The 19,698-nt window shown below is 73.0% G+C and carries 15 protein-coding genes; 11 read left to right on the top strand and 4 right to left on the bottom strand.

The genetic code is table 11. The features are described 5' to 3' along the window. Positions 1–120 precede the first annotated feature (120 nt). The 4 genes from AC3EUJ_RS06325 to AC3EUJ_RS06310 form a co-directional block, all read right to left on the bottom strand. Positions 121–2,664: a transglutaminase TgpA family protein gene (locus tag AC3EUJ_RS06325; protein WP_431960039.1), complete on the bottom strand. Its 2,544-nt coding sequence runs from the start codon at positions 2,662–2,664 to the stop codon at positions 121–123. Further along, positions 2,664–4,007 (bottom strand): DUF58 domain-containing protein, encoded by a 1,344-nt coding sequence (locus AC3EUJ_RS06320; protein WP_431959966.1) that lies wholly within the window; start codon positions 4,005–4,007, stop codon positions 2,664–2,666. The genes AC3EUJ_RS06325 and AC3EUJ_RS06320 overlap by 1 nt, the downstream gene beginning before the upstream one ends. A 34-nt stretch (positions 4,008–4,041) precedes the next feature. After that, positions 4,042–5,019, bottom strand: coding sequence for an AAA family ATPase (locus AC3EUJ_RS06315; protein WP_431959964.1), 978 nt, complete (start codon positions 5,017–5,019; stop codon positions 4,042–4,044). Positions 5,020–5,127: 108 nt separating this feature from the next. Continuing rightward, positions 5,128–5,670, bottom strand: coding sequence for a beta-class carbonic anhydrase (locus AC3EUJ_RS06310; RefSeq protein WP_431959963.1), 543 nt, complete (start codon positions 5,668–5,670; stop codon positions 5,128–5,130). A 235-nt stretch (positions 5,671–5,905) separates the two neighbouring features. On the opposite strand from AC3EUJ_RS06310, the gene mraZ reads away from it, so the two are divergent. The 11 genes from mraZ to AC3EUJ_RS06255 all read left to right on the top strand — a co-directional run bounded on the left by mraZ (position 5,906) and on the right by AC3EUJ_RS06255 (position 19,561). Further along, positions 5,906–6,337, top strand: a complete 432-nt coding sequence (mraZ, locus tag AC3EUJ_RS06305) for a division/cell wall cluster transcriptional repressor MraZ (protein WP_431959962.1) — start codon at positions 5,906–5,908, stop codon at positions 6,335–6,337. Between the two features lie 156 nt (positions 6,338–6,493). Then, the gene (gene rsmH / locus AC3EUJ_RS06300) at positions 6,494–7,462 is read left to right on the top strand and encodes a 16S rRNA (cytosine(1402)-N(4))-methyltransferase RsmH (protein ID WP_431959961.1); all 969 of its coding nucleotides are present in this window, start codon (positions 6,494–6,496) and stop codon (positions 7,460–7,462) included. Beyond that, complete coding sequence (ftsL, locus tag AC3EUJ_RS06295) at positions 7,459–7,890, top strand: cell division protein FtsL (protein ID WP_431959960.1); 432 nt, start codon at positions 7,459–7,461, stop codon at positions 7,888–7,890. The genes rsmH and ftsL overlap by 4 nt, the downstream gene beginning before the upstream one ends. Positions 7,891–7,963: 73 nt before the next feature. Beyond that, positions 7,964–10,324 (top strand): peptidoglycan D,D-transpeptidase FtsI family protein, encoded by a 2,361-nt coding sequence (locus tag AC3EUJ_RS06290; RefSeq protein WP_431959959.1) that lies wholly within the window; start codon positions 7,964–7,966, stop codon positions 10,322–10,324. 169 nt (positions 10,325–10,493) lie between these two features. Further along, complete coding sequence (locus AC3EUJ_RS06285; RefSeq protein ID WP_431959958.1) at positions 10,494–12,089, top strand: UDP-N-acetylmuramoyl-L-alanyl-D-glutamate--2,6-diaminopimelate ligase; 1,596 nt, start codon at positions 10,494–10,496, stop codon at positions 12,087–12,089. Further along, positions 12,086–13,510 carry a UDP-N-acetylmuramoyl-tripeptide--D-alanyl-D-alanine ligase gene (locus AC3EUJ_RS06280; protein WP_431959957.1) on the top strand — a complete coding sequence of 475 codons (1,425 nt, stop codon included), beginning with the start codon at positions 12,086–12,088 and terminating at the stop codon, positions 13,508–13,510. Before AC3EUJ_RS06285 ends, AC3EUJ_RS06280 begins: the two co-directional genes overlap by 4 nt. Next, positions 13,510–14,574, top strand: a complete 1,065-nt coding sequence (gene mraY / locus AC3EUJ_RS06275; RefSeq protein WP_361811110.1) for a phospho-N-acetylmuramoyl-pentapeptide-transferase — start codon at positions 13,510–13,512, stop codon at positions 14,572–14,574. The genes AC3EUJ_RS06280 and mraY overlap by 1 nt, the downstream gene beginning before the upstream one ends. Before the next feature lie 74 nt (positions 14,575–14,648). After that, positions 14,649–16,064: a UDP-N-acetylmuramoyl-L-alanine--D-glutamate ligase gene (gene murD, locus AC3EUJ_RS06270; protein ID WP_431960038.1), complete on the top strand. Its 1,416-nt coding sequence runs from the start codon at positions 14,649–14,651 to the stop codon at positions 16,062–16,064. A gap of 40 nt (positions 16,065–16,104) precedes the next feature. Beyond that, on the top strand, positions 16,105–17,505 hold the full coding sequence (gene ftsW / locus AC3EUJ_RS06265) for a putative lipid II flippase FtsW (protein WP_431959956.1): 1,401 nt from the start codon (positions 16,105–16,107) through the stop codon (positions 17,503–17,505). 6 nt (positions 17,506–17,511) lie between these two features. Then, complete coding sequence (gene murG, locus AC3EUJ_RS06260; protein ID WP_431959955.1) at positions 17,512–18,603, top strand: undecaprenyldiphospho-muramoylpentapeptide beta-N-acetylglucosaminyltransferase; 1,092 nt, start codon at positions 17,512–17,514, stop codon at positions 18,601–18,603. Between the two features lie 184 nt (positions 18,604–18,787). Further along, positions 18,788–19,561, top strand: coding sequence for a cell division protein FtsQ/DivIB (locus AC3EUJ_RS06255; protein ID WP_431959954.1), 774 nt, complete (start codon positions 18,788–18,790; stop codon positions 19,559–19,561). The last annotated feature ends 137 nt before the right edge of the window (positions 19,562–19,698 follow it).

Below are 19,698 nucleotides of genomic sequence, written 5' to 3'. Positions count from 1 at the left end.
CGCATCGCGTACGGACGCACACCCGGGATGCGGCGGGGTCCTGAGGGCCGGCCGTCCGGCCGGCCCTCAGGACCATCTGGCCCCTCAGGACCATCTGGCCCCTCAGGACCATCTGGCCCCTCAGGGGCTCCGGCGCTGCCGCAGCTGCCGCAGCACGCCATCGCCCGCACCGCGCAGCCGGGCCGAGAGGCGGGCCGAGCCCGCCGACCAGCGCTCCGTGGACCGCCAGACGATCCGGACCGTGGAACGCGGCAGCAGCACCGCACGGATCCGCGTCATGACGTCCGCGTTGGCGCTCAGCCCCTCGCGCACCAGCCGGACGTCCTTCGCCGAGCCCGTGGTGACCGGAGGCCGCGGCGAGAACAGGGCCTGCTCCACCGCGGTCGCCAGACGCCGAGCCGCCTCCGCCGCGGGCCCTTCCAGGCCGCCGTCGCGGATGAGGCGCGCCGCGACCCGGCGCGCGGTGTCGGACTCGTCGGCCCGCAGACCGTAGTCCCAGGCGGTGTCGATCAGCTCCAGCCAGGCGGCCAGGGTCCGGGCACCGTCCCGGGCGCCCATGGCGTCCAGCTCGTCGGGAGTCGGGCCCCGCGGGGTGCCGCCCTGCGCGTCCCCGTCGGCTCCCGCCGTGCCCCGGGCGCGTCCGGTGAGCTCCAGCCACGCCGCCAGGGCGGCCGGGTCCTGGCCGCCGTGCAGCCGCTGGAAACGCTGCCTGCGGCGCCAGAGCAGCGGCAGCAGCAGGAGCAGGACGACCAGCGGCAGCAGGGCCCAGGCGAGGACGCGCACCGTCCATTCGAGGATCCGCGGCCACAGCCGCTCGTCCTCGGTGCCGATACCCGAGGCCTGCCCCAGGGGGTCGCAGTTGCCGAGCTGGGCGTCCTTGCCCAGGCACGACGGGGAGGCGCTCGGGCTGCTGCCGGCCCCGGTCCCCGCGGACTGCTCCGGCGTGTCGGGCACCGAGGGCCCGGTGTCGGAGGCGGCCGTGTCCTGGGTGTAGCCCGGCACGGTGCCGCGGGTCGGCGTGGGCTCGAAACGCGTCCAGCCGACGCCCTCGAAGTACAGCTCGGGCCAGGCGTGCGCGTCCTTCAGCCCCACCGCGTACGCGCCGTCCGACTCCGCGGTGCCGGGCGTGAAGCCGACCGCCACCCGCGCCGGGATGCCCAGGGTCCGTGCCATCGCCGCCATCGTGAAGGCGAAGTGGATGCAGAACCCCTCCTTGTTGCGCAGGAAGCGGGTGATGGCCTGCACGCCTGTGCCGGAGCGCACCGAGGTGTCGTACGAGAAGGCGCCGGAGGTGAACCACCGCTGCAGCGCGACGGCCCGCTCGTAGTCGTTGGTGGCGTCCTTGGTGACCTCCATGGCCGTCCGCGCGACCACGTCGGGCAATGAGTCCGGCACCTTCGTGTACTCGGCCCGCAGCCGGGCGTCCGCAGGCGGCGCGCTCGCCAGCTGCTGCGCGGTCGGCTCCAGCGCCAGGCTGCTGACCTGGTAGCGGGTGTCGGAGGTGGTCTGACCGCGGTCGCCGATGATGGTGCGGCCGGTGGGCTCGTAGCGCCAGCGCCCGTCGACCTGCACCTGCGTGGCCGGGTACGGCAGCGGCAGCCACATCTGGACGTAGCTCTTGTCCGCCGCGACCGAGGTGGCGACCTCCGTCGCCTTCACGTCGGGACCGAGTCCCTGCGGGCTGGGCAGCACCTTGGGCACGCCGGTGAGGGAGCGCTGCGCGGGCTCCCATTTGTCACCGGTGAAGCGGTCGAGCGCCACGATCCGCAGGTACATGTCCGCGTTGGAGACGGCGTTCGTCCGGTACCGGAGCACGACCCGGTCGTCGGACTGGTTGAGGTTGTCCTGGAGCGCGACCACGGGGTTGACCGCGGAGATCGTGCCGCCGCCGCGTCCGTTGCCCGTGCCCGAGCCCCCGGTCGGCAGCAGCCCCACGCCCATCGAGGGGAGCACGGCCGGCGCCACCAGGGCGATGCCGAGCGCCAGCGCCCCGATTCGGCGGCCGGTCCGCACCGGGGCCACCGCCCCGGTCGGTCCGCCGTACCCGGCGCGCGCCCCGGAGCCGACACCGCCGAAGACCCGGCCCCAGCGCGAGATCCGGTCCCGGCCCTCGGCCAGCAGGAGCAGCAGATAGCCGACGGCGGCCAGCAGGAAGTACGGCCAGCGGGTGCCGTCGCCCCCGGCCAGTCCCGCCGCGATCGAGTACAGGGCCAGCAGCGGCAGCCCGGCCGGGGCCGCGCTGCCGTAGGTCACCGCCAGCGCGTCCACGATCAGCCCGATCAGCAGCACCCCGCCGAGCAGCAGCAGCCGAATGCCCGGGGTGACCGGCGCCGGGATGGCGAACTGGGTCACGTCCTGCATCGCGGCCGTCAGCAGGTTGCCGAACCGGGTGTACGCGGCGGGGCCCGGCAGGAATCCGAGCACGGCCTGTTCGCTCGCGAACATCAAGGTCAGCACCAGCAGCGTGAACACCGCCTGCGCCAGCACGGTCAGCGGCCGGGCCAGCGGCACCCGCCGGGCCAGCGCACCCACCCCGGTCTGGAGCAGCACCAGGAACACGGCCTGCAAAATCCACGAGTTCGGCGTCGCCAGCGGCAGCAGCGAGCAGGCGGTCATCAGTGTCGCCGCCGCCGCGCAGAGCGCGAGCCGTCCCCGTCCGCTCATCATCGCGTCCCCGCCTCCTCACGCGACCGGTACCGGTCGGCGCGCTGCCACAGGTCGGGCAGCCCGTCGCCGGCGGCGGCCGGGAGCACCGTCCAGCCCGCCTCGTGCAGCATCCGCACGGCCCGCGCCGCGCCGCCCTCGGGAGCATCGCCGTCCGCGTCCGGGCGCGGTGCCTCGGACCGTCCCGGCCCGTCCTCCTCCGTCGCCCCCCAGGCGGCGCTGTCCAGGACGAAGGCGACGGCGGCCCCCGCCCGCTGCCGCATCCGGCCGGCCATCGCGGCCTGCTCCTCGTCGAGGTCCCCGAAGAACGCCACCAGCAGGCCCTCGCTGCCCGTGCGCAGCACGTCGAGCGCACGGGAGAGTCCCGCGCCGTCCGAGTGGTCGATCACGGCCAGGGTGTCCAGCATCGTCCCGGCCGCGTCCGAGGAGTCGGCGCCGCCGAAGCCCTCGGCCCCCGGCGCCGTGCTGCCGGTGTCGGTGAGCAGCCGGACGGAGTAGCCCCGCTCCAGCATGTGCACCGCCACCGACGCCGCCCCGGAGACCGCCCACTCGAAGGCCGAGTCGGGGCCGGCGCCGAAGTACGCCACGGCACGGGTGTCCAGCAGCACCGTGCACCGGGCGCGGTGCGGCTGCTCCTCGCGGCGCACCATGAGCTCGCCGTACTTGGCGGTCGAGCGCCAGTGCACACGGCGCAGGTCGTCGCCGTGGCGGTAGCCGCGCGGGATCACGTCGTCCTCGCCGGCCAGGGCCAGCGCGCGGATGCGGCTCTCCCCGTAGCCGGAGGAGTCGCCCCGGAGCTTGACCGGTGGCAGCGGCTCCACGCGGGGCACCACCGTCAGGGTGTCGTACGCGCTGAAGGAGCGGGTCAGCTCGCACATGCCGAAGGGGTCGGTCAGCCGCAGCTGCAGCGGCCCCAGCGGGTAGCGCCCGCGCAGGTCCGAGCGCACCCGGTAGGACACCTCGCGATGCCCGCCGGGCTCCACCCGGTCCAGGATGAAGCGGGGCCGGGGCCCCAGCACGTACGGCACCCGGTCCTGGAGCATCAGCAGCCCGGTGGGCAGCCGCGACACGTTGTCCACCCGAAGGTGCACGCGCGCCTCGGTCATCGCCGGCACACGCGAGGGCGACAGCCGGCGGCTGCCGGCGACGCGGTAGCGGGTGCGGTACAGGACCGCCACACAGGCCAACGGCAGCACGGCCAGCAGCAGGCCGACCCGCAGCAGGTCCGGCTGTCCCAGCACGTAGGCGCAGACGGCCGCCGCGATCCCCGCGGCGAGGAACGAGCGGCCCCGCGTGGTGAGGCCGCCCAGGGCGGCCCGGAAGCCGCTTTCACGCTCGGTCACGCGGCACCTCCAGCGCCCCAGCCCGTCGTCCGGGTCACCGGCTGCCGTACGGGTCGGGGACCGGCGTGCGCTGCACGATCTCCGTGATGACCTGCTCCGGGGTGCGCCGGTTCAACTGGGCCTGCGCGGTCGGCAGCAGACGGTGCGCCAGCACGGCGCCGGCCAGCGACTGGACGTCGTCGGGGAGCACGTAGTCCCGCCCGTCCAGGGCCGCCGCCGCGCGCGCCGCGCGCACCAGGTGCAGCGTGGCGCGCGGTGAGGCGCCCAGCCTCAGGTCCGGGTGGTCCCGGGTGGCCGAGACCAGACTCACCGCGTAGTGCCGTACGGCCGGGGACACGTGCACCGTCCGTACCGCGTCGACGAGTTTGACGATCTCGTGCGCGTGGGCGACCGGCTGCAGGTCGTCCAGCGGGCTGACGCCCGCGTGCACGTCGAGCATCTCCAACTCGGCCTCGACGCTGGGGTAGCCGATGGAGACCCGGGCCATGAAGCGGTCCCGCTGCGCCTCGGGCAGGGGATACGTTCCCTCCATCTCCACCGGGTTCTGGGTGGCGATGACCATGAAGGGGCTCGGCAGCGGGTACGTGCTGCCGTCGATGGTGACCTGCCGCTCCTCCATCGACTCCAGCAGCGCCGACTGCGTTTTGGGCGACGCGCGGTTGATCTCGTCGCCGACGACGATCTGCGCGAAGATCGCACCCGGCTTGAACTCGAAGTCGCGGCGTTGCTGGTCGAAGACGCTGACCCCGGTGATGTCCGACGGCAGGAGGTCCGGCGTGAACTGGATGCGCCGCACCGAGCAGTCGATCGACCGGGCCAGCGCCTTGGAAAGCATCGTCTTGCCGACGCCGGGGACATCCTCGATCAGCAGATGTCCCTCGGCGAGCAACACCGTCAGCGCAATCCGTACGACCTCGGGCTTGCCCTCGATCACGTTCTCCACCGACCGGCGTACGCGGTCCGCCGTGGCAGTCAGATCGCTGAGGCTCGCTCGCGCGTCATAGGTCGTCACCCGGTTCTCCTCGGCCCGTTCCTAGGGACGCGGTCATCCCTGGACCGGCCCTCCCCGTTACACGGAGCATTCTCCCCTTCAACTATGCTCCGCGTCACTCCGCTTCCGTTACTCGTTTGTGATTTCGCGCAGCAGGCCGGTGTGCACGTCGAACACAAACCCCCGCACATCGTCCGTGTGGGTCAGGAAAGGGGAGGTCCGGACCCGCTGGATCGACTGCCGCACGTCCTGGTCGACGTCGCGGAAGGACTCCACCGCCCAGGTCGGGCGCTGGCCCACCTCCTGCTCCAGTTCCGTGCGGAACTCCTCGGTCAGCGACTCCAGGCCGCAGCCGGTGTGGTGGATCAGCACGACCGAGCGGGTGCCCAGTGCGCGCTGGCTGATGGTCAGCGAACGGATGGTGTCGTCGGTGACCACGCCGCCCGCGTTGCGGATGGTGTGGCAGTCGCCGAGTTCCAGGCCCAGCGCTTGGTGCAGGTCGAGGCGGGCGTCCATACAGGCGACGACGGCCACCTTGAGAACGGGACGGGCGTCCATGCCGGGGTCGCGGAACTGCTCCGCGTAGCGCCGGTTCGACTCGACCAGCCGGTCGGTGACGGACGCCGTGCCGGTGCCGGCGGGAACCGCGGTCTCATGCGCGTTTATCGACATGACACGACCGTAGAGGGCGCGGTCACTTCCGACCTGCTGGGGGGTCGGCAAATCTCGGTCAAACCGGTGCACTGTGAGGTAACCCACAGGCGTCGCGCGCGCTCGCCCGTGCGGGTGATTCGGGCGCTCGGTGCCCACGAGGGCGCCTGTGCCAGGGCAGGCTCTTCGTTGACCGTGGGGGCCGGTGGAGTAAAGTGGCGCGAAGTGGGTCGCCAACCTAGCGCGGGAGGTGCGGATGTTCCTCGGGACGTACGCGCCACGGCTGGACGACAAGAGCCGGCTGGTCCTCCCCGCGAAGTTCCGCGAGCAGTTCGCGGACGGCCTGGTCATCACCAAGGGCCAGGAGCGCTGCCTGTACGTATGGCCGGCCGAGGGCTTCCGCGCCCTCACCGAGGAGCTCCGCCGAGCCCCTCTCACCTCCAAGGCCGCACGCGACTACATGCGCGTGCTCTTCGCCGGCGCTCACGACGAGGTCCCCGACAAGCAGGGCCGGGTCACCCTCCCGCAGCCCCTGCGCGACTACGCCGGACTGCGCCGCGACTGCGCGGTGATCGGCGCCAACACCCGGGTCGAGGTGTGGGACGCGGCGGCCTGGGAGGACTATCTGGCGGGTCAGGAGGACGCCTTTTCGGCGTTGTCCCAGGAGGTGCCTCCCGGCTTACTGTGACCTCGCCCGTAGCCTGATGACTCACGTACGAGTACGTGACGCTCGGCCTCCTCCCGCTCCCCGGTCCGCTGGCACTCCTTCCCCGGTGCCAGATGGCCGCCCACGAGCGGGCGGGGACCCAGTGGTACGTCCCCGAGAGCAGATGAGAAGGGCTTCATGAGCACCACCCCGTCCGAGCCACGCCACGTCCCGGTCATGCTGGACCGCTGCCTGGACATGCTGGCCCCCGCCGTCGGCGCGCCGGGCGCCGTGGTCGTGGACGCCACCCTCGGCCTCGGCGGGCACAGCGAGGCGCTGCTGCAGCGGTTCCCCGGGGTCCGGCTGATCGCCGTCGACCGCGACCCCGCCGCGCTCAAGCTCGCCGGTGAGCGGCTCGCGCCGTACGGGGACCGGGCCACCCTCGTGCACGCCGTCTACGACGAGATCCCGCAGGTGCTGGAGCGGCTGGGCGTACCCAGGGTGCAGGGCGTCCTGTTCGACCTGGGCGTGTCCTCCATGCAGCTGGACGAGGCCGACCGGGGCTTCGCCTACGCCCAGGACGCGCCGCTGGACATGCGCATGAACCAGACCGCGGGCATGAGCGCCGCCGAGGTCCTCAACACCTATCCCCCGGGCGAGCTGGTGCGGGTGCTGCGCGACTACGGCGAGGAGAAGTTCGCCCGCAAGATCGTGGAGGCGGTCGTCCGCGAGCGGCAACGCGAGCCCTTCACCACCAGCGCCCGGCTCGTCGAGCTGATCCGCGAGGCGCTGCCGCAGGCCGCCAAGCGCACCGGCGGCAACCCGGCCAAGCGCACCTTCCAGGCGCTGCGCATCGAGGTCAACGGGGAGCTGACCGTGCTGGAGCGGGCCATCCCGGCGGCCGTCGCCGCGCTCGCGGTCGGCGGCCGGATCGTCGTGCTGTCGTACCACTCCCTGGAGGACCGGCTCGTCAAGGGCGTCCTCGCGGCCGGCGCTGCCACCACGGCGCCGCCCGGGCTGCCCGTGGTCCCGGAGCAGTACCAGCCGCGGCTCAAGCTGCTCACCCGCGGCGCCGAGCTGCCCACGGAGGACGAGATCGCCGCCAACCGCCGGGCGGCCCCGGCCCGCCTGCGCGGCGCCCAGCGGATCCGCGAGGCCCTGGCGTGAGGCGGCGCACCTCGGCGGCGCGCTCGCCCTTCGTCCTGCTGATCGTGCTGCTGCTGGGCGGCGGCCTGATCACCTTGCTGCTGCTCAACTCGGCGGTGAACCGGGACTCCTTCAAGCTCAGCGAGCTGCAGAGGAAGACCACCCAGTACACCGATGAGGAGCAGGCGCTGCAGCAGGAGGTCGACGAGTACTCGGCGCCGGACGCGCTGGACGATCAGGCCCGCGAGCTGGGCATGGTTCCCGGCGGCAACCCGGCCTTCCTCGCCCCCGACGGCACCGTCCTCGGCAAGCCCGGCGCCGCGCCGTACGTGCCGGCGCCCAGCCCGAGCACCGCGCCCGCCACCGTCGCGCCCAGCGGCTCCGCGGCCGCCTCCCTGGGCCCGACGCCGTCCGCCAGGCCCAGCACGAGCCCCAGGGAGACCCCGTGACCGCCGCTCCGGGGCCCCGCGCCCTGCGCCCACCACGATCCGCCCGCCCGGCCGGCAGGGAAGGTGCCGGGGCGTGGTGACCCGAGACGGGGAGCCGCCGCGCGACCGCGCCGAACGCAGTGACCGGGAGAACGGCTCCGGCCGCCCCGGGCGCGGCGCCCAGGGCCGTGGCGGCCGCGGTGACGCCGGAGGGACAGCCCCCCGGCGCCGGCCGGTGCCCCGGGGACGCGACGGCGACGCCGGCACCCCCGCACGCCGCGGCGAGCCCGGGGAACCCCGCCGCGGGACCTCGCCCGGGCAGCAGCCGGGAGCACGTCAGCCAGCCGCACGCGGCGCCCGGCCGCGCGACGACGGCGGCCGGGCAGCCCGCGAGACGGGCCGCGCCCCGCGCGCCCGCAGGCCCACGCCCCGCCGCGAGGGATCCGGCGCGTCCGGCGCCTCCGGCAGCGCCCGCGCCTCCGGCGTGCCGCGGGGACGCACCTCCGGGGCCCCCAGGCCGGCCGGCGGGCGCGAACGCGACGCCCAAGCCTCCCGGGACCGGGCCGGCCGCGCTGCCGTACCGCCGCGGCGCAGGCCCCCGCGCCCGGTCACGCCGGCCGGTGCCCCGCTGCTGCGGCTGGGCCGGCCCCGTCCCCGCCTGCGGCTGGTCAGCTTCGCGCTGACGCTCGTGATGCTGACCTTCGTGATCCGGCTCTTCCAGGTGCAGGCCGTGGACGCCGCGACGTACGCCGCCAAGGCCGAGGTCAACCGCAACGTCAAGGTGACCCTCGCCGCCGAGCGCGGGACGATCACCGACCGGAACGGGGTCGACCTGGCCACCACGGTCGACGCATACGACATCACGGCCGATCCGATGCTCTTCACCCCCAAGTACGCGAAGGCCGAGGACGCCCCGGCGCGTGCCGCCGAACTGCTCGCGCCGATCCTCGACGGCGACGAGAAGAAGATCGCCAAGCAGCTCGCCAACTACCCGGGGTCCCGCAACGAGATCATCGCCCGCCAGCAGTCCCCGCAGGTCTGGAACCAGATCAAGGACCTGCAGGGAGCGCTCGCCGACCGGGCCGAGAAGGGCGACGGCGTCAACTACCTCGCCGGGATCTTCCGGCTGCGGCACGCCAAGCGCGTCTACCCCGCGAGCGACCTCGCGGCGGGCGTGATCGGCTGGGTGAACGCCGCCGGCGCGGGCGGCGGCGGCCTGGAGAGCCGCCTCGACAAGGCGCTGGCGGGCAAGGACGGCACCATCACCTACGCTCAGTCCGGCGGCCGCCGGGTGCCGACGGCCAGCGTGCAGGAGCGCGCCGCCGAGCCCGGCACCGACGTGGAACTGACCCTGGACCGGGACATCCAGTGGGCCGCCCAGCGGGCGATCACCCAGCAGGTACGGGCGTCCGACGCCGACCGCGGCTACGTGATCGTCCAGGACACCCGCACCGGCGAGGTGCTGGCCATGGCCAACGCCCCCGGCTTCGATCCCAACGACCTGACCCGGGCCGACCCCACCGCGCTCGGCAACGCCGCGCTGCAGGACGCCTACGAGCCCGGCAGTGTGAGCAAGCTGATGTCCATGGCCGCGGTCCTCGACGAGGGCGTGGCCGCCCCGGACACCCACGTCACGGTGCCCGGCACCCTGCCCCGCGCCGACCGGGTCTTCCACGACGACGTGGACCACGGCACCTGGCACCTGACCCTGAACGGCGTGCTCGCCAAGTCCAGCAACATCGGCACGATCCTGGCCGCCGAGCAACTCGGCAAGAACCAGAAGCAGGCAAACCGCGTCCTTTACTCATACCTGAGGAAATTCGGCATCGGGCGGCCCACGGGGGTCGGCTTCCCCGGCGAGACGCCCGGCATCCTTGCGAGGCCGGACCAGTGGAACGCGTCCCAGCAGTACACCATCCCCTTCGGGCAGGGCCTGTCGCTGAACGCGCTGCAGGCAACGTCGGTCTACTCGACGATCGCCAATGGCGGGGTAAGGGTCGAGCCCAGTCTGGTGCGCGGCACGACCGGACCGGACGGCCGCTTCGTGCCGTCCCCGGAGGCGTCCAGGACCCGGGTGGTCAGCACGAAGACCGCCAAGACGCTCTCCACCATGCTGGAGTCCGTGGTCGGCGACGAGCAGGGCACCGGCACGAAGGCCCGGATCGCGGGGTACCGCGTCGCGGGCAAGACCGGCACGGCCAACCGGGTGGACCCGGAAACGGGCACCTACAGCGGCTACACGGCGTCCTTCATGGGCTTCGCCCCCGCAGACGACCCCCGGCTGACCGTGTCCTGCGTGATCCAGAACCCGACCCGCGGCAGTTATTTCGGTGGCCAGATCTGCGGCCCGGTGTTCAAACGGGTCATGGAGTTCGCCCTGAAGTCCCTGCAGGTGGCGCCCAGCGGAGCGAAGACCCCGAGCCTGCCGGTCGAGTGGGACCCCTCGAAGCCGTGACCGGCGCGCAGGGGAGGAAGGAACGGCGGCCGTGAACGGACACGAGCCCGCAGCGGCGGGTACGGACGGTAGCCCCGCGCACGCGGACCGTACCGGAGGAAGCGGCAGGCCGGAAGCCCGGCGAGGGGCTTTTGGCCCGGAGCCCGGCCCGGCGGGTACTCTCACCGCCGTGTCACTCGCCGATCAGTCCCCCCACCCCGAACAGACGCAGCCGGGCGCACCCCGCCCCACCCGGGTCCGGCCCGTACCGACCGCGGAACTGGCCGCGCGGCTGGGCACGGAACCGCCCGCGCCCGGTGCCACCCCGGTCACCGGGATCACGCACGACTCGCGGGCCGTCCGCCCCGGCGACCTGTACGCCGCGCTGCCCGGCGCCCGCTTCCACGGTGCCGACTTCGCCCCGCAGGCGGCCGAACTGGGCGCCGCGGCGATCCTCACCGACCCGGCGGGCGCCGAGCGCGCCGCCGCGACCGGCCTGCCGGTGCTGACGGTCGGGGATCCCCGGTCCCGGATGGGGGAACTGGCCGCCGAGATCTACGGCCGGCCGGGTGAGGACCTGCTGCAGATCGGGATCACCGGCACCTCCGGCAAGACCACCACCGCCTACCTCGTCGAGGGCGGCCTGCGGGCCGCGCACGGGGGCAGGACGGGACTGATCGGCACGGTCGAGTCCCGGATCGGCGACGAGCGGATCAAGAGCGAGCGCACGACCCCCGAGGCCACGGACCTGCAGGCGCTGTTCGCGGTGATGCGCGAGCGCGGTATCGAGGCCCTGGTCATGGAGGTCTCCAGCCATGCCCTGGTGCTGGGACGGGTGGACGGCGCGGTCTTCGACGTCGCCGTCTTCAGCAACCTCAGCCCCGAGCACATGGAATTCCACTCGGGCATGGAGGACTACTTCCAGGCCAAGGCGCAGCTGTTCACCCCGCGCCGCAGCAGGGCCGGCGTGGTCAACATCGACGACGAGTACGGCCGGCGCCTGGTCCGCGAGTCGCAGGTCCCGGTCACCACCTTCTCCGCCGAGGGCCATCCGGACGCCGACTGGCGCGCGGAGCACGTCGTGACCGGGCCGCTGCGCTCCACCTTCACCGTCGTCGGCCCGGGCGGCGTGCGGATCGAGGCCGCCTCGCCCCTCCCCGGCCCCTTCAACGTCGCCAACGCGCTCGCCGCCATCACCGCCCTGGCGGTGGCCGGGATCGACCCGCAGACGGCCGCCCAGGGCGTCGCCGCCGTCCCCGGCGTGCCCGGCCGGCTGGAGCGCGTCGACGCGGGACAGCCGTACCTGGCGGTCGTCGACTACGCCCACAAGACCGACGCCGTCGAATCGGTGCTGCGGGCCCTGCGCAAGGTCACCAAGGGCAGCCTGCACATCGTCCTCGGCTGCGGCGGGGACCGCGACGAGACCAAACGCGGCCCGATGGGCGCCGCCGCGGCACGGCTGGCCGACACGGCCGTGCTGACCTCCGACAACCCCCGCTCCGAGGACCCGCTCGCGATCCTCACCGCGATGCTGGCCGGAGCGGCCGGGGTGCCCGCGCACGAGCGGGGCCATGTCGTCGTCGAACCCGACCGGGCGGCGGCCATCGCGACCGCCGTCGCCCTGGCCCGGCCGGACGACACCGTACTGGTGGCCGGCAAGGGCCATGAGCAGGGCCAGGACATCGCCGGAGTGGTACGCCCCTTCGACGACCGAGAAGTGCTGCGCGCGGCCGTCGAACGGGCCGCCGGCACACCAGCGCAGGAGAAGGACCAGGACCAGCTGTGATCCCACTCACCCTCGCCGAGGTCGCACACGCGGTCGGCGGGAGCACGCACGACATACCGGACCCGACGGTGCCCGTCACCGGGTCCGTGGAAATCGACTCCCGCAAGGTGACGCCGGGCGGCCTCTTCGTCGCCTTCCAGGGCGAGCGCGTGGACGGCCACGACTACGCGGAGCAGGCCGTCGCGGCCGGAGCGCTGGCCGTGCTGGCCGCCCGGCCGGTCGGCGTGCCCGCGATCGTCGTGGACGACGTCCAGGTCGCCCTGGGTGCGCTGGCCAGGCACGTCATCGAACGGCTGGGCGCGACCCTGGTGGCGCTGACCGGATCGGCGGGCAAGACCAGCACCAAGGACCTCATCGCCCAGTCGCTGCAGCGGCTGGCGCCCACCGTGTGGCCGCCGGGCTCGCTCAACAACGAGATCGGACTGCCGCTGACCGCGCTGCGCGCCGACGCCTCCACCCGGCACCTGGTGCTGGAGATGGGCGCCCGTGGCATCGGCCACATCCGCTACCTCACCGGGCTGACCCCGCCGCGCATCGGCGTCGTCCTCAACGTCGGCACCGCCCACATCGGCGAGTTCGGCGGCCGCGAGCAGATCGCCCAGGCCAAGGGCGAGCTCGTCGAGGCGCTGCCGGAGGCCGCCGACGGCGGCATCGCGGTGCTCAACGCGGACGATCCCCTCGTACGCGCCATGTCCTCCCGCACCAAGGCGCGCGTCGTGCTGTTCGGCGAGTCCGCCGACGCCGACGTCCGCGCCGAGAACGTCCGCCTCAACGACCGAGGTCAGGCTGTCTTCACGCTCACAACACCTACCGGGTGCAGCGAAGTGACCTTGCGCCTGTACGGTGAGCACCACGTGTCGAACGCGCTTGCCGCGGCCGCCGTAGCCCGTGAACTCGGCATGCCCGTCGACGAGATCGCCACCGCGCTCTCGGAGGCGGGGACGCTGTCCCGCTGGCGCATGGAGGTCGTCGAACGGCCGGACGGCGTGACGGTCGTGAACGACGCCTACAACGCGAACCCCGAGTCCATGCGAGCCGCCCTGCGCGCGCTCGCGGCCATGGGCCGTGCCGCCCAGGCACGTGGGGGACGCACGTGGGCGGTGCTGGGCGAGATGGCGGAGCTCGGCGGGGAGGCCCTCGCGGAGCACGACGCTGTCGGACGGCTCGCCGTCCGGCTCAACGTCAGCAAGCTCGTGGCAGTCGGCGGCCAGGCGGCCGCCTGGGTGCAAATGGGCGCCTACAACGAGGGTTCGTGGGGTGAGGAGTCGGTGCACGTGTCCGACGCTGAGGCGGCGATCGACCTGTTGCGCAGTGAACTGCGTCCGGGGGACGTCGTGCTGGTGAAGGCATCGAGGGCGGTCGGCCTGGAGCGGGTCGCACTCGCGCTGCTCGACGGCGTCGAGGGCGGGGGCGCTCGGTAATGAACCAGATCCTGGTCTCGGGCGTGCTCGGGCTGTTCCTGTCCCTCATCGGCACCCCGATGCTGATCAAGCTGCTGGCCCGCAAGGGCTACGGGCAGTTCATCCGCGACGACGGCCCGAAGGAGCACCACAGCAAGCGCGGTACGCCCACCATGGGTGGCATCGCCTTCATCCTGGCCACGCTCGTCGCGTACGCGCTCACCAAGGTCATCACCTCCGAGCGCCCGACGATCTCCGGCGTGCTGGTGCTCTTCCTCTTCACCGGTCTGGGCGTGGTCGGCTTCCTGGACGACTACATCAAGATCGTCAAGCAGCGCAGCCTCGGTCTGCGGGCCAAGGCGAAGATGGCCGGCCAGCTGATCGTCGGCATCACCTTCGCGGTGCTGTCGCTGCAGTTCGCCGACTCCCGCGGTGTCACCCCGGCGTCCACCAGGCTGTCCTTCACGCAGGACTTCGGCTGGTCCCTCGGCCCGGTGATCTTCGTGATCTGGGCGCTGTTCATGATCCTCGCGATGTCGAACGGCGTGAACCTCACCGACGGCCTCGACGGCCTGGCCACCGGCGCCTCGGTGATGGTCTTCGCCTCCTACACCGTCATCGGCGTCTGGCAGTACGGCCAGTCCTGCTCCAACGTCATCACCGCGGGACCCGGCTGCTACGACGTACCGCACCCACTCGACCTCGCGGTCGTGGCCGCCGCGCTCATGGGCGCCTGCTTCGGCTTCCTGTGGTGGAACACCTCGCCGGCCAAGATCTTCATGGGTGACACCGGCTCGCTCGCGCTCGGCGGCGCCCTGGCCGGTCTGGCCATCTGCTCCCGCACCGAGCTGCTGCTGGCGATCCTGGGCGGCCTCTTCGTCCTGATCACCCTCTCCGTGGTCATCCAGGTCGGCTCCTTCCGCCTGACCGGCAAGCGCGTCTTCCGCATGGCCCCGCTGCAGCACCACTTCGAGCTCAAGGGCTGGAGCGAGGTCCTGGTCGTCGTCCGCTTCTGGATCATCCAGGGCATGTGCATGGCCGTCGGCCTCGGTCTCTTCTACGCGGGCTGGGTGGCCGCGCAGTGACCTCGGTCCCCGGGCAGGAACCCGGCCCCCGTCGAGGCGGACTTCCGCCGGCCGCCGTCGAGGCGGCCGCGCGGCTGGGCCTGCCGGGCCGCCGGGTCACCGTCGCCGGCCTCGGCGTCTCGGGCGTGCCCGCCGCCAAGGCGCTGCACGCCCTCGGCGCCCGTGTGACGGTCGTCAACGACGGCGACGACGAGCCGGCCCGGGCCCAGGCCGCCGAACTGGAGACGCTCGGCGTCACCGTACGGCTGGGGGACGGCCGGACCCTGCCCGAGGGCACCGAACTGATCGTCACCTCGCCCGGCTGGAAGCCCGCCAGCCCGCTCTTCGCGGCCGCCGCGGCCGCGGGCGTGCCCGTGTGGGGCGACGTGGAGCTGGCCTGGCGGCTGCGCGGCCCCGGGGCGGCGCCCTGGCTCGCCGTCACCGGCACCAACGGCAAGACCACGACCGTGCAGATGCTCGCCTCGATCCTTTCCGCGGCGGGCCTGCGCACGGCGGCGGTGGGCAACATCGGCACGCCGGTCCTGGACGTCGTCCTGTCCGGCGGGGAGTACGACGTCCTCGCCGTGGAGCTGTCCAGCTACCAGCTGCACTGGGCCCCCTCGGTCCGCCCGCACTCGGCGGCGGTCCTCAACCTCGCCCCCGACCACCTCGACTGGCACGGCTCCATGGCCGCCTACGCCGCCGACAAGGGCCGCATCTACGAGGGCAACAAGGTCGCCTGCGTCTACAACCTCGCCGACCCGGCCACCGAGGCGCTGGTGCGCGAGGCCGACGTCGAGGAGGGCTGCCGCGCGATCGGCTTCGGCCTCGGCAGCCCCCGGCCCTCGGAACTCGGGGTCGTCGACGGCATCCTGGTCGACCGGGCCTTCGCACCCGAGCGGCACAAGAGCGCCCAGGAGCTGGCCGAGGTCTGCGACGTGCACCCGCCGGCGCCGCACAACATCGCCAACGCCCTGGCGGCGGCCGCCCTCGCCCGCGCGTTCGGTGTCGCGCCGGCCGCCGTCCGGGACGGCCTGCGCGCCTTCCGGCCGGACGCGCACCGCATCGCCCACGTGGACCGGATCGACGACGTGGACTACGTCGACGACTCCAAGGCCACCAACACCCACGCCGCCGAGGCATCCCTCGCCGCGTACGAGCACATCGTCTGGATCGGCGGCGGCCTCGCCAAGGGCGCCACCTTCGACGAGCTGGTCACGGCCGCGGCCAAGCGGCTGCGCGGCGCCGTGCTGATCGGGGCGGACCGCGGCCTGATCCGTGAAGCGCTCGCGCGACACGCCCCCGAGGTCCCGGTCGTCGACCTCGACCGCACCGACACTGGGGCGATGGCGGCGGCCGTCCGCGCCGCGCGGGACCTCGCCCACCCGGGGGACACGGTGCTCCTGGCACCGGCCTGCGCCTCGATGGACATGTTCGCGAACTACAAGGCTCGCGGAAACGCCTTCGCGGAGGCCGTACGGGATCTGCGGGCGCCCGGCGCCGGGCAGTAGCCGGAGCCGCTCCGGCCCGCACCGCGACCTAGGAGGGGACATGACGGCAGCCGACCACGGTGACGCCTCCGGTTCTCGTTCCCGCAACGCCCTCAAGGCGCCCGCCCGCCCCCCGCGGGCGGCGCCGCCCCGGCCCTCGGCCGCCGCCTCCGGGGCGCGCACGCCCGGCGGGAAGGGGTCCAGGGGAAGCGCGCTGCGCGGCGCCAGGGTCGTACTGGACCGCGCCATGCGGGCCTGGGACCGCCCGCTGACCGCGTACTACGTCATCCTCGGCAGCAGTCTGCTGATCACCGTGCTCGGCCTGGTGATGGTCTTCTCCGCCTCGCAGATCAAGGCGCTGGAGTACGGGCTGCCCTCCACGTACTACTTCCGCAAGCAGCTGTTCGCCGCTGTGCTCGGCACCGGCCTGCTCGTGGCGGCCTCGCGCGTGCCGGTACGGCTGCACCGCGTGCTGTCCTACCCGCTGCTCGTCGGCTCGGTGTTCCTCATGGCCCTGGTCCAGGTGCCGGGGATAGGGCAGTCCGTCAACGGCAACCAGAACTGGCTCTACCTCGGCGGCCCCTTCCAGCTGCAGCCCAGTGAGTTCGGCAAGCTGGCGCTCGTCCTGTGGGGCGCGGACCTGCTGGCCCGCAAGGAGGACCTGAAGCTCCTCGTCCAGTGGAAGCACCTGCTGATCCCGCTGGTGCCGGTGGCCTTCCTGCTGCTCGGCCTGATCATGCTCGGCGGTGACATGGGCACCGCGATCATCCTCACCGCCATCCTGTTCGGCCTGCTGTGGATCGCCGGCGCCCCCACCCGGCTGTTCGCGGGCGTGCTGGGCGTCGCGGGCGCGATCGGCTTCCTGCTGATCAAGACGAGCGGCAACCGCATGGACCGGCTGGCCTGCATCGGGGCGACCGACGTCACTCCCGGTGGCGGCTGCTGGCAGGCCGTGCACGGGATCTACGCCCTGGCCTCGGGCGGATGGTTCGGTTCCGGACTCGGCGCGAGCGTGGAAAAATGGGGTCAACTGCCCGAACCGCACACCGACTTCATCTTCGCCGTGACCGGGGAGGAACTGGGGCTGACGGGCACGCTGTCGGTGCTCGTCCTCTTCGCGGCTCTAGGCTATGCGGGTATCCGCGTGGCCGGTCGAACGGAGGACCCCTTCGTGAGGTTTGCCGCGGGAGGCGTGACGACGTGGATCACGGCGCAGTTCGTGGTCAACATCGGTGCGGTGCTCGGCCTGCTGCCGATCGCCGGAGTCCCGCTCCCGCTGTTCTCCTACGGGGGCTCGGCCCTCCTGCCGACCATGTTCGCGATCGGGCTGCTCATCTCCTTCGCGAGGAGCGATCCCGGTGCGCGAGCGGCGCTCAACGCGCGGGGGCCCGGCTACTGGCCGGGGGCAATGACACGGACGATGAGGCGGTTCGCCAGACGGCGGCCGTCCGGAGAGCGGTGAATTTCGGTGCATGTCGTACTCGCCGGTGGGGGGACCGCCGGCCACATCGAGCCCGCGCTCGCGCTCGCCGACGCCCTGCGCAGGCAGGACCCGACCGTGGGGATCACGGCACTCGGCACCGAGCGGGGCCTGGAGACCCGGCTGGTGCCCGAACGCGGCTACGAACTGGCGCTCATCCCCGCCGTCCCGCTGCCACGCAAGCCCACCCCCGAGCTGATCACCGTCCCGGGGCGGCTGCGCGGCACCATCAAGGCCGCGGAGCAGATCCTGGAGCGCACCAAGGCCGACGCGCTCGTCGGCTTCGGCGGTTACGTCGCGCTGCCCGGCTACCTGGCCGCCAAGCGCCTCGGCGTGCCGATCGTGGTGCACGAGGCCAACGCCCGCCCGGGCCTCGCCAACAAGATCGGCTCCCGTTACACCGACCACGTGGCCGTGAGCACCCCGGACAGCAAGCTCCGGCACTCCCGCTACGTCGGCATCCCGCTGCGCCGGTCCATCGCGACCCTCGACCGCGCCGCGGTCCGCGCGGAGGCGCGTGCCGCCTTCGGCCTCGACCAGAACCTGCCGACCCTGCTGGTCTCCGGCGGCTCCCAGGGCGCCCGGCGGCTCAACGAGGTGATCGCCTCCGTCGCCCCGCGCCTGCAGCAGTCCGGCGTCCAGATCCTGCACGCGGTCGGCCCGAAGAACGAGCTCCCGCACGCCGACAACATGCCCGGCATGCCGCAGTACATCCCGGTGCCCTACCTGGACCGGATGGACCTCGCCTACGCCGCCGCCGACATGATGCTCTGCCGCGCCGGCGCCATGACCGTCGCCGAGCTCTCCGCCGTGGGCCTGCCGGCCGCGTACGTCCCGCTGCCGATCGGCAACGGCGAGCAGCGGCTGAACGCCCAGCCGGTCGTCAAGGCGGGCGGCGGCGTCATCGTCGACGACGCCGACCTCAGCGCGGATTGGGTGCTCGGCAACGTACTGCCGGTCCTGACCGATCCGCACCGTCTGTACGAAATGTCGCGCGCCGCGGCCGAGTTCGGTCGCCCGCACGCCGACGAGCTGCTCGTCGGCATGGTCTACGAGGCGATCGCCGCCCGCCGCGGCTGAACCGCGGTGCCGGCCGGGCACCTCCGGCACCCCCGGCGGGCGACGCCGAGGGTGCCCCGTGCTCCGTTGGGGTCACGGGGAAGGGGCCCGGCCCGCCGGGCGGCGCGCGGCCGCCCCGGCACCACAGCACGACGACTAGCCTGCCCGGAAGCGGAAGGCAGTTCCGACGACCCCGGAGGCGAACGTGGCCGTACCGACGACCGTCGAGGCGGCCGGCGACCAGGACGGCGGGGCCGAGCGCCCGCCGCGGCGGAGCCGGCGCGTCATCGTCCTTTCGGCGCTCGCCGCGGTCACCGTGCTGGGCGGCGCGGGCGCCTGGCTGTTGTACGGCTCCGCCTGGCTGCGCGCCACGCATGTCCGCGTGACGGGCGTTGAGGCGCTCTACCCCGACGAGGTGCGCGACGCCGCGCAGGTCCCGCTCAACGGGCCGCTGGTTTCCGTGGACACGGACGTGATCGCCCGCCGGCTGAAGGTGCGGCTGCCGCGCATCTCCGCCGTCGAAGTGGAGCGTTCGTGGCCGCACACGATCACGCTGAAAGTAACGGAGCGAACTCCCGCCGCCCTTGTGAAAGGTGACGGGTACTACATCGAAGTCGACGCGGACGGCTTCCGGTTCGACGAGCGGGACACTCCCCTCAAAGGTGTGCCCATCATCGAATTGAGGCCCGACCGCGGCTCCGCGAGCAATCGACTTTTCGGGACAAAGCGCCTAGTGGCGGCGGCGGTTCAGGTCGCGGCGGACCTGCCGAAAGTCGCATACCGGGACGCGCAGCTCATCGAGGTGCGCTCATATGACGACATTACGGTCGAACTGACCGGCGGACGTGCGGTGATGTGGGGGAGCGCGGATCAAGGGGCGGAGAAGGCGGTTGCCCTTGCGGCGCTGATGAAAGTCGAGCGCGATGCCGAGTTCTTCGACGTGAGTGCCCCAACAGCCCCTGCCGCGTCGGACGGTTGACGTCCCAGCCTTCTGTTCGACACCCTGGTTGGTCCGGCTCTGGCGTGATCACATAGGGTCAAAAGAAAAACGGGAGGTTCGGCGTGTTCGTTGAACGCGAACCGCTTGTCGATTTAGTGTCCTGTCCCAAAGACAGT

The sequence above is a fragment of the Actinacidiphila sp. bgisy160 genome (assembly GCF_057707815.1).
Note: the sequence above shows the minus strand (reverse complement) of the source record. Positions and strands in the feature narration are given on the sequence as shown.

What these genes read in the sequence shown, in the direction of transcription:
- mraZ (WP_431959962.1), top strand. Translation starts at nt 5,906, where the DNA reads ATGTTCCTCGGGACGTACGCGCCACGGCTGGACGACAAGAGCCGGCTG.
- mraY (WP_361811110.1), top strand. Translation starts at nt 13,510, where the DNA reads ATGAACCAGATCCTGGTCTCGGGCGTGCTCGGGCTGTTCCTGTCCCTC.
- AC3EUJ_RS06310 (WP_431959963.1), bottom strand. Translation starts at nt 5,670, where the DNA reads ATGTCGATAAACGCGCATGAGACCGCGGTTCCCGCCGGCACCGGCACG.
- AC3EUJ_RS06325 (WP_431960039.1), bottom strand. Translation starts at nt 2,664, where the DNA reads ATGAGCGGACGGGGACGGCTCGCGCTCTGCGCGGCGGCGGCGACACTG.
- rsmH (WP_431959961.1), top strand. Translation starts at nt 6,494, where the DNA reads ATGAGCACCACCCCGTCCGAGCCACGCCACGTCCCGGTCATGCTGGAC.
- ftsW (WP_431959956.1), top strand. Translation starts at nt 16,105, where the DNA reads ATGACGGCAGCCGACCACGGTGACGCCTCCGGTTCTCGTTCCCGCAAC.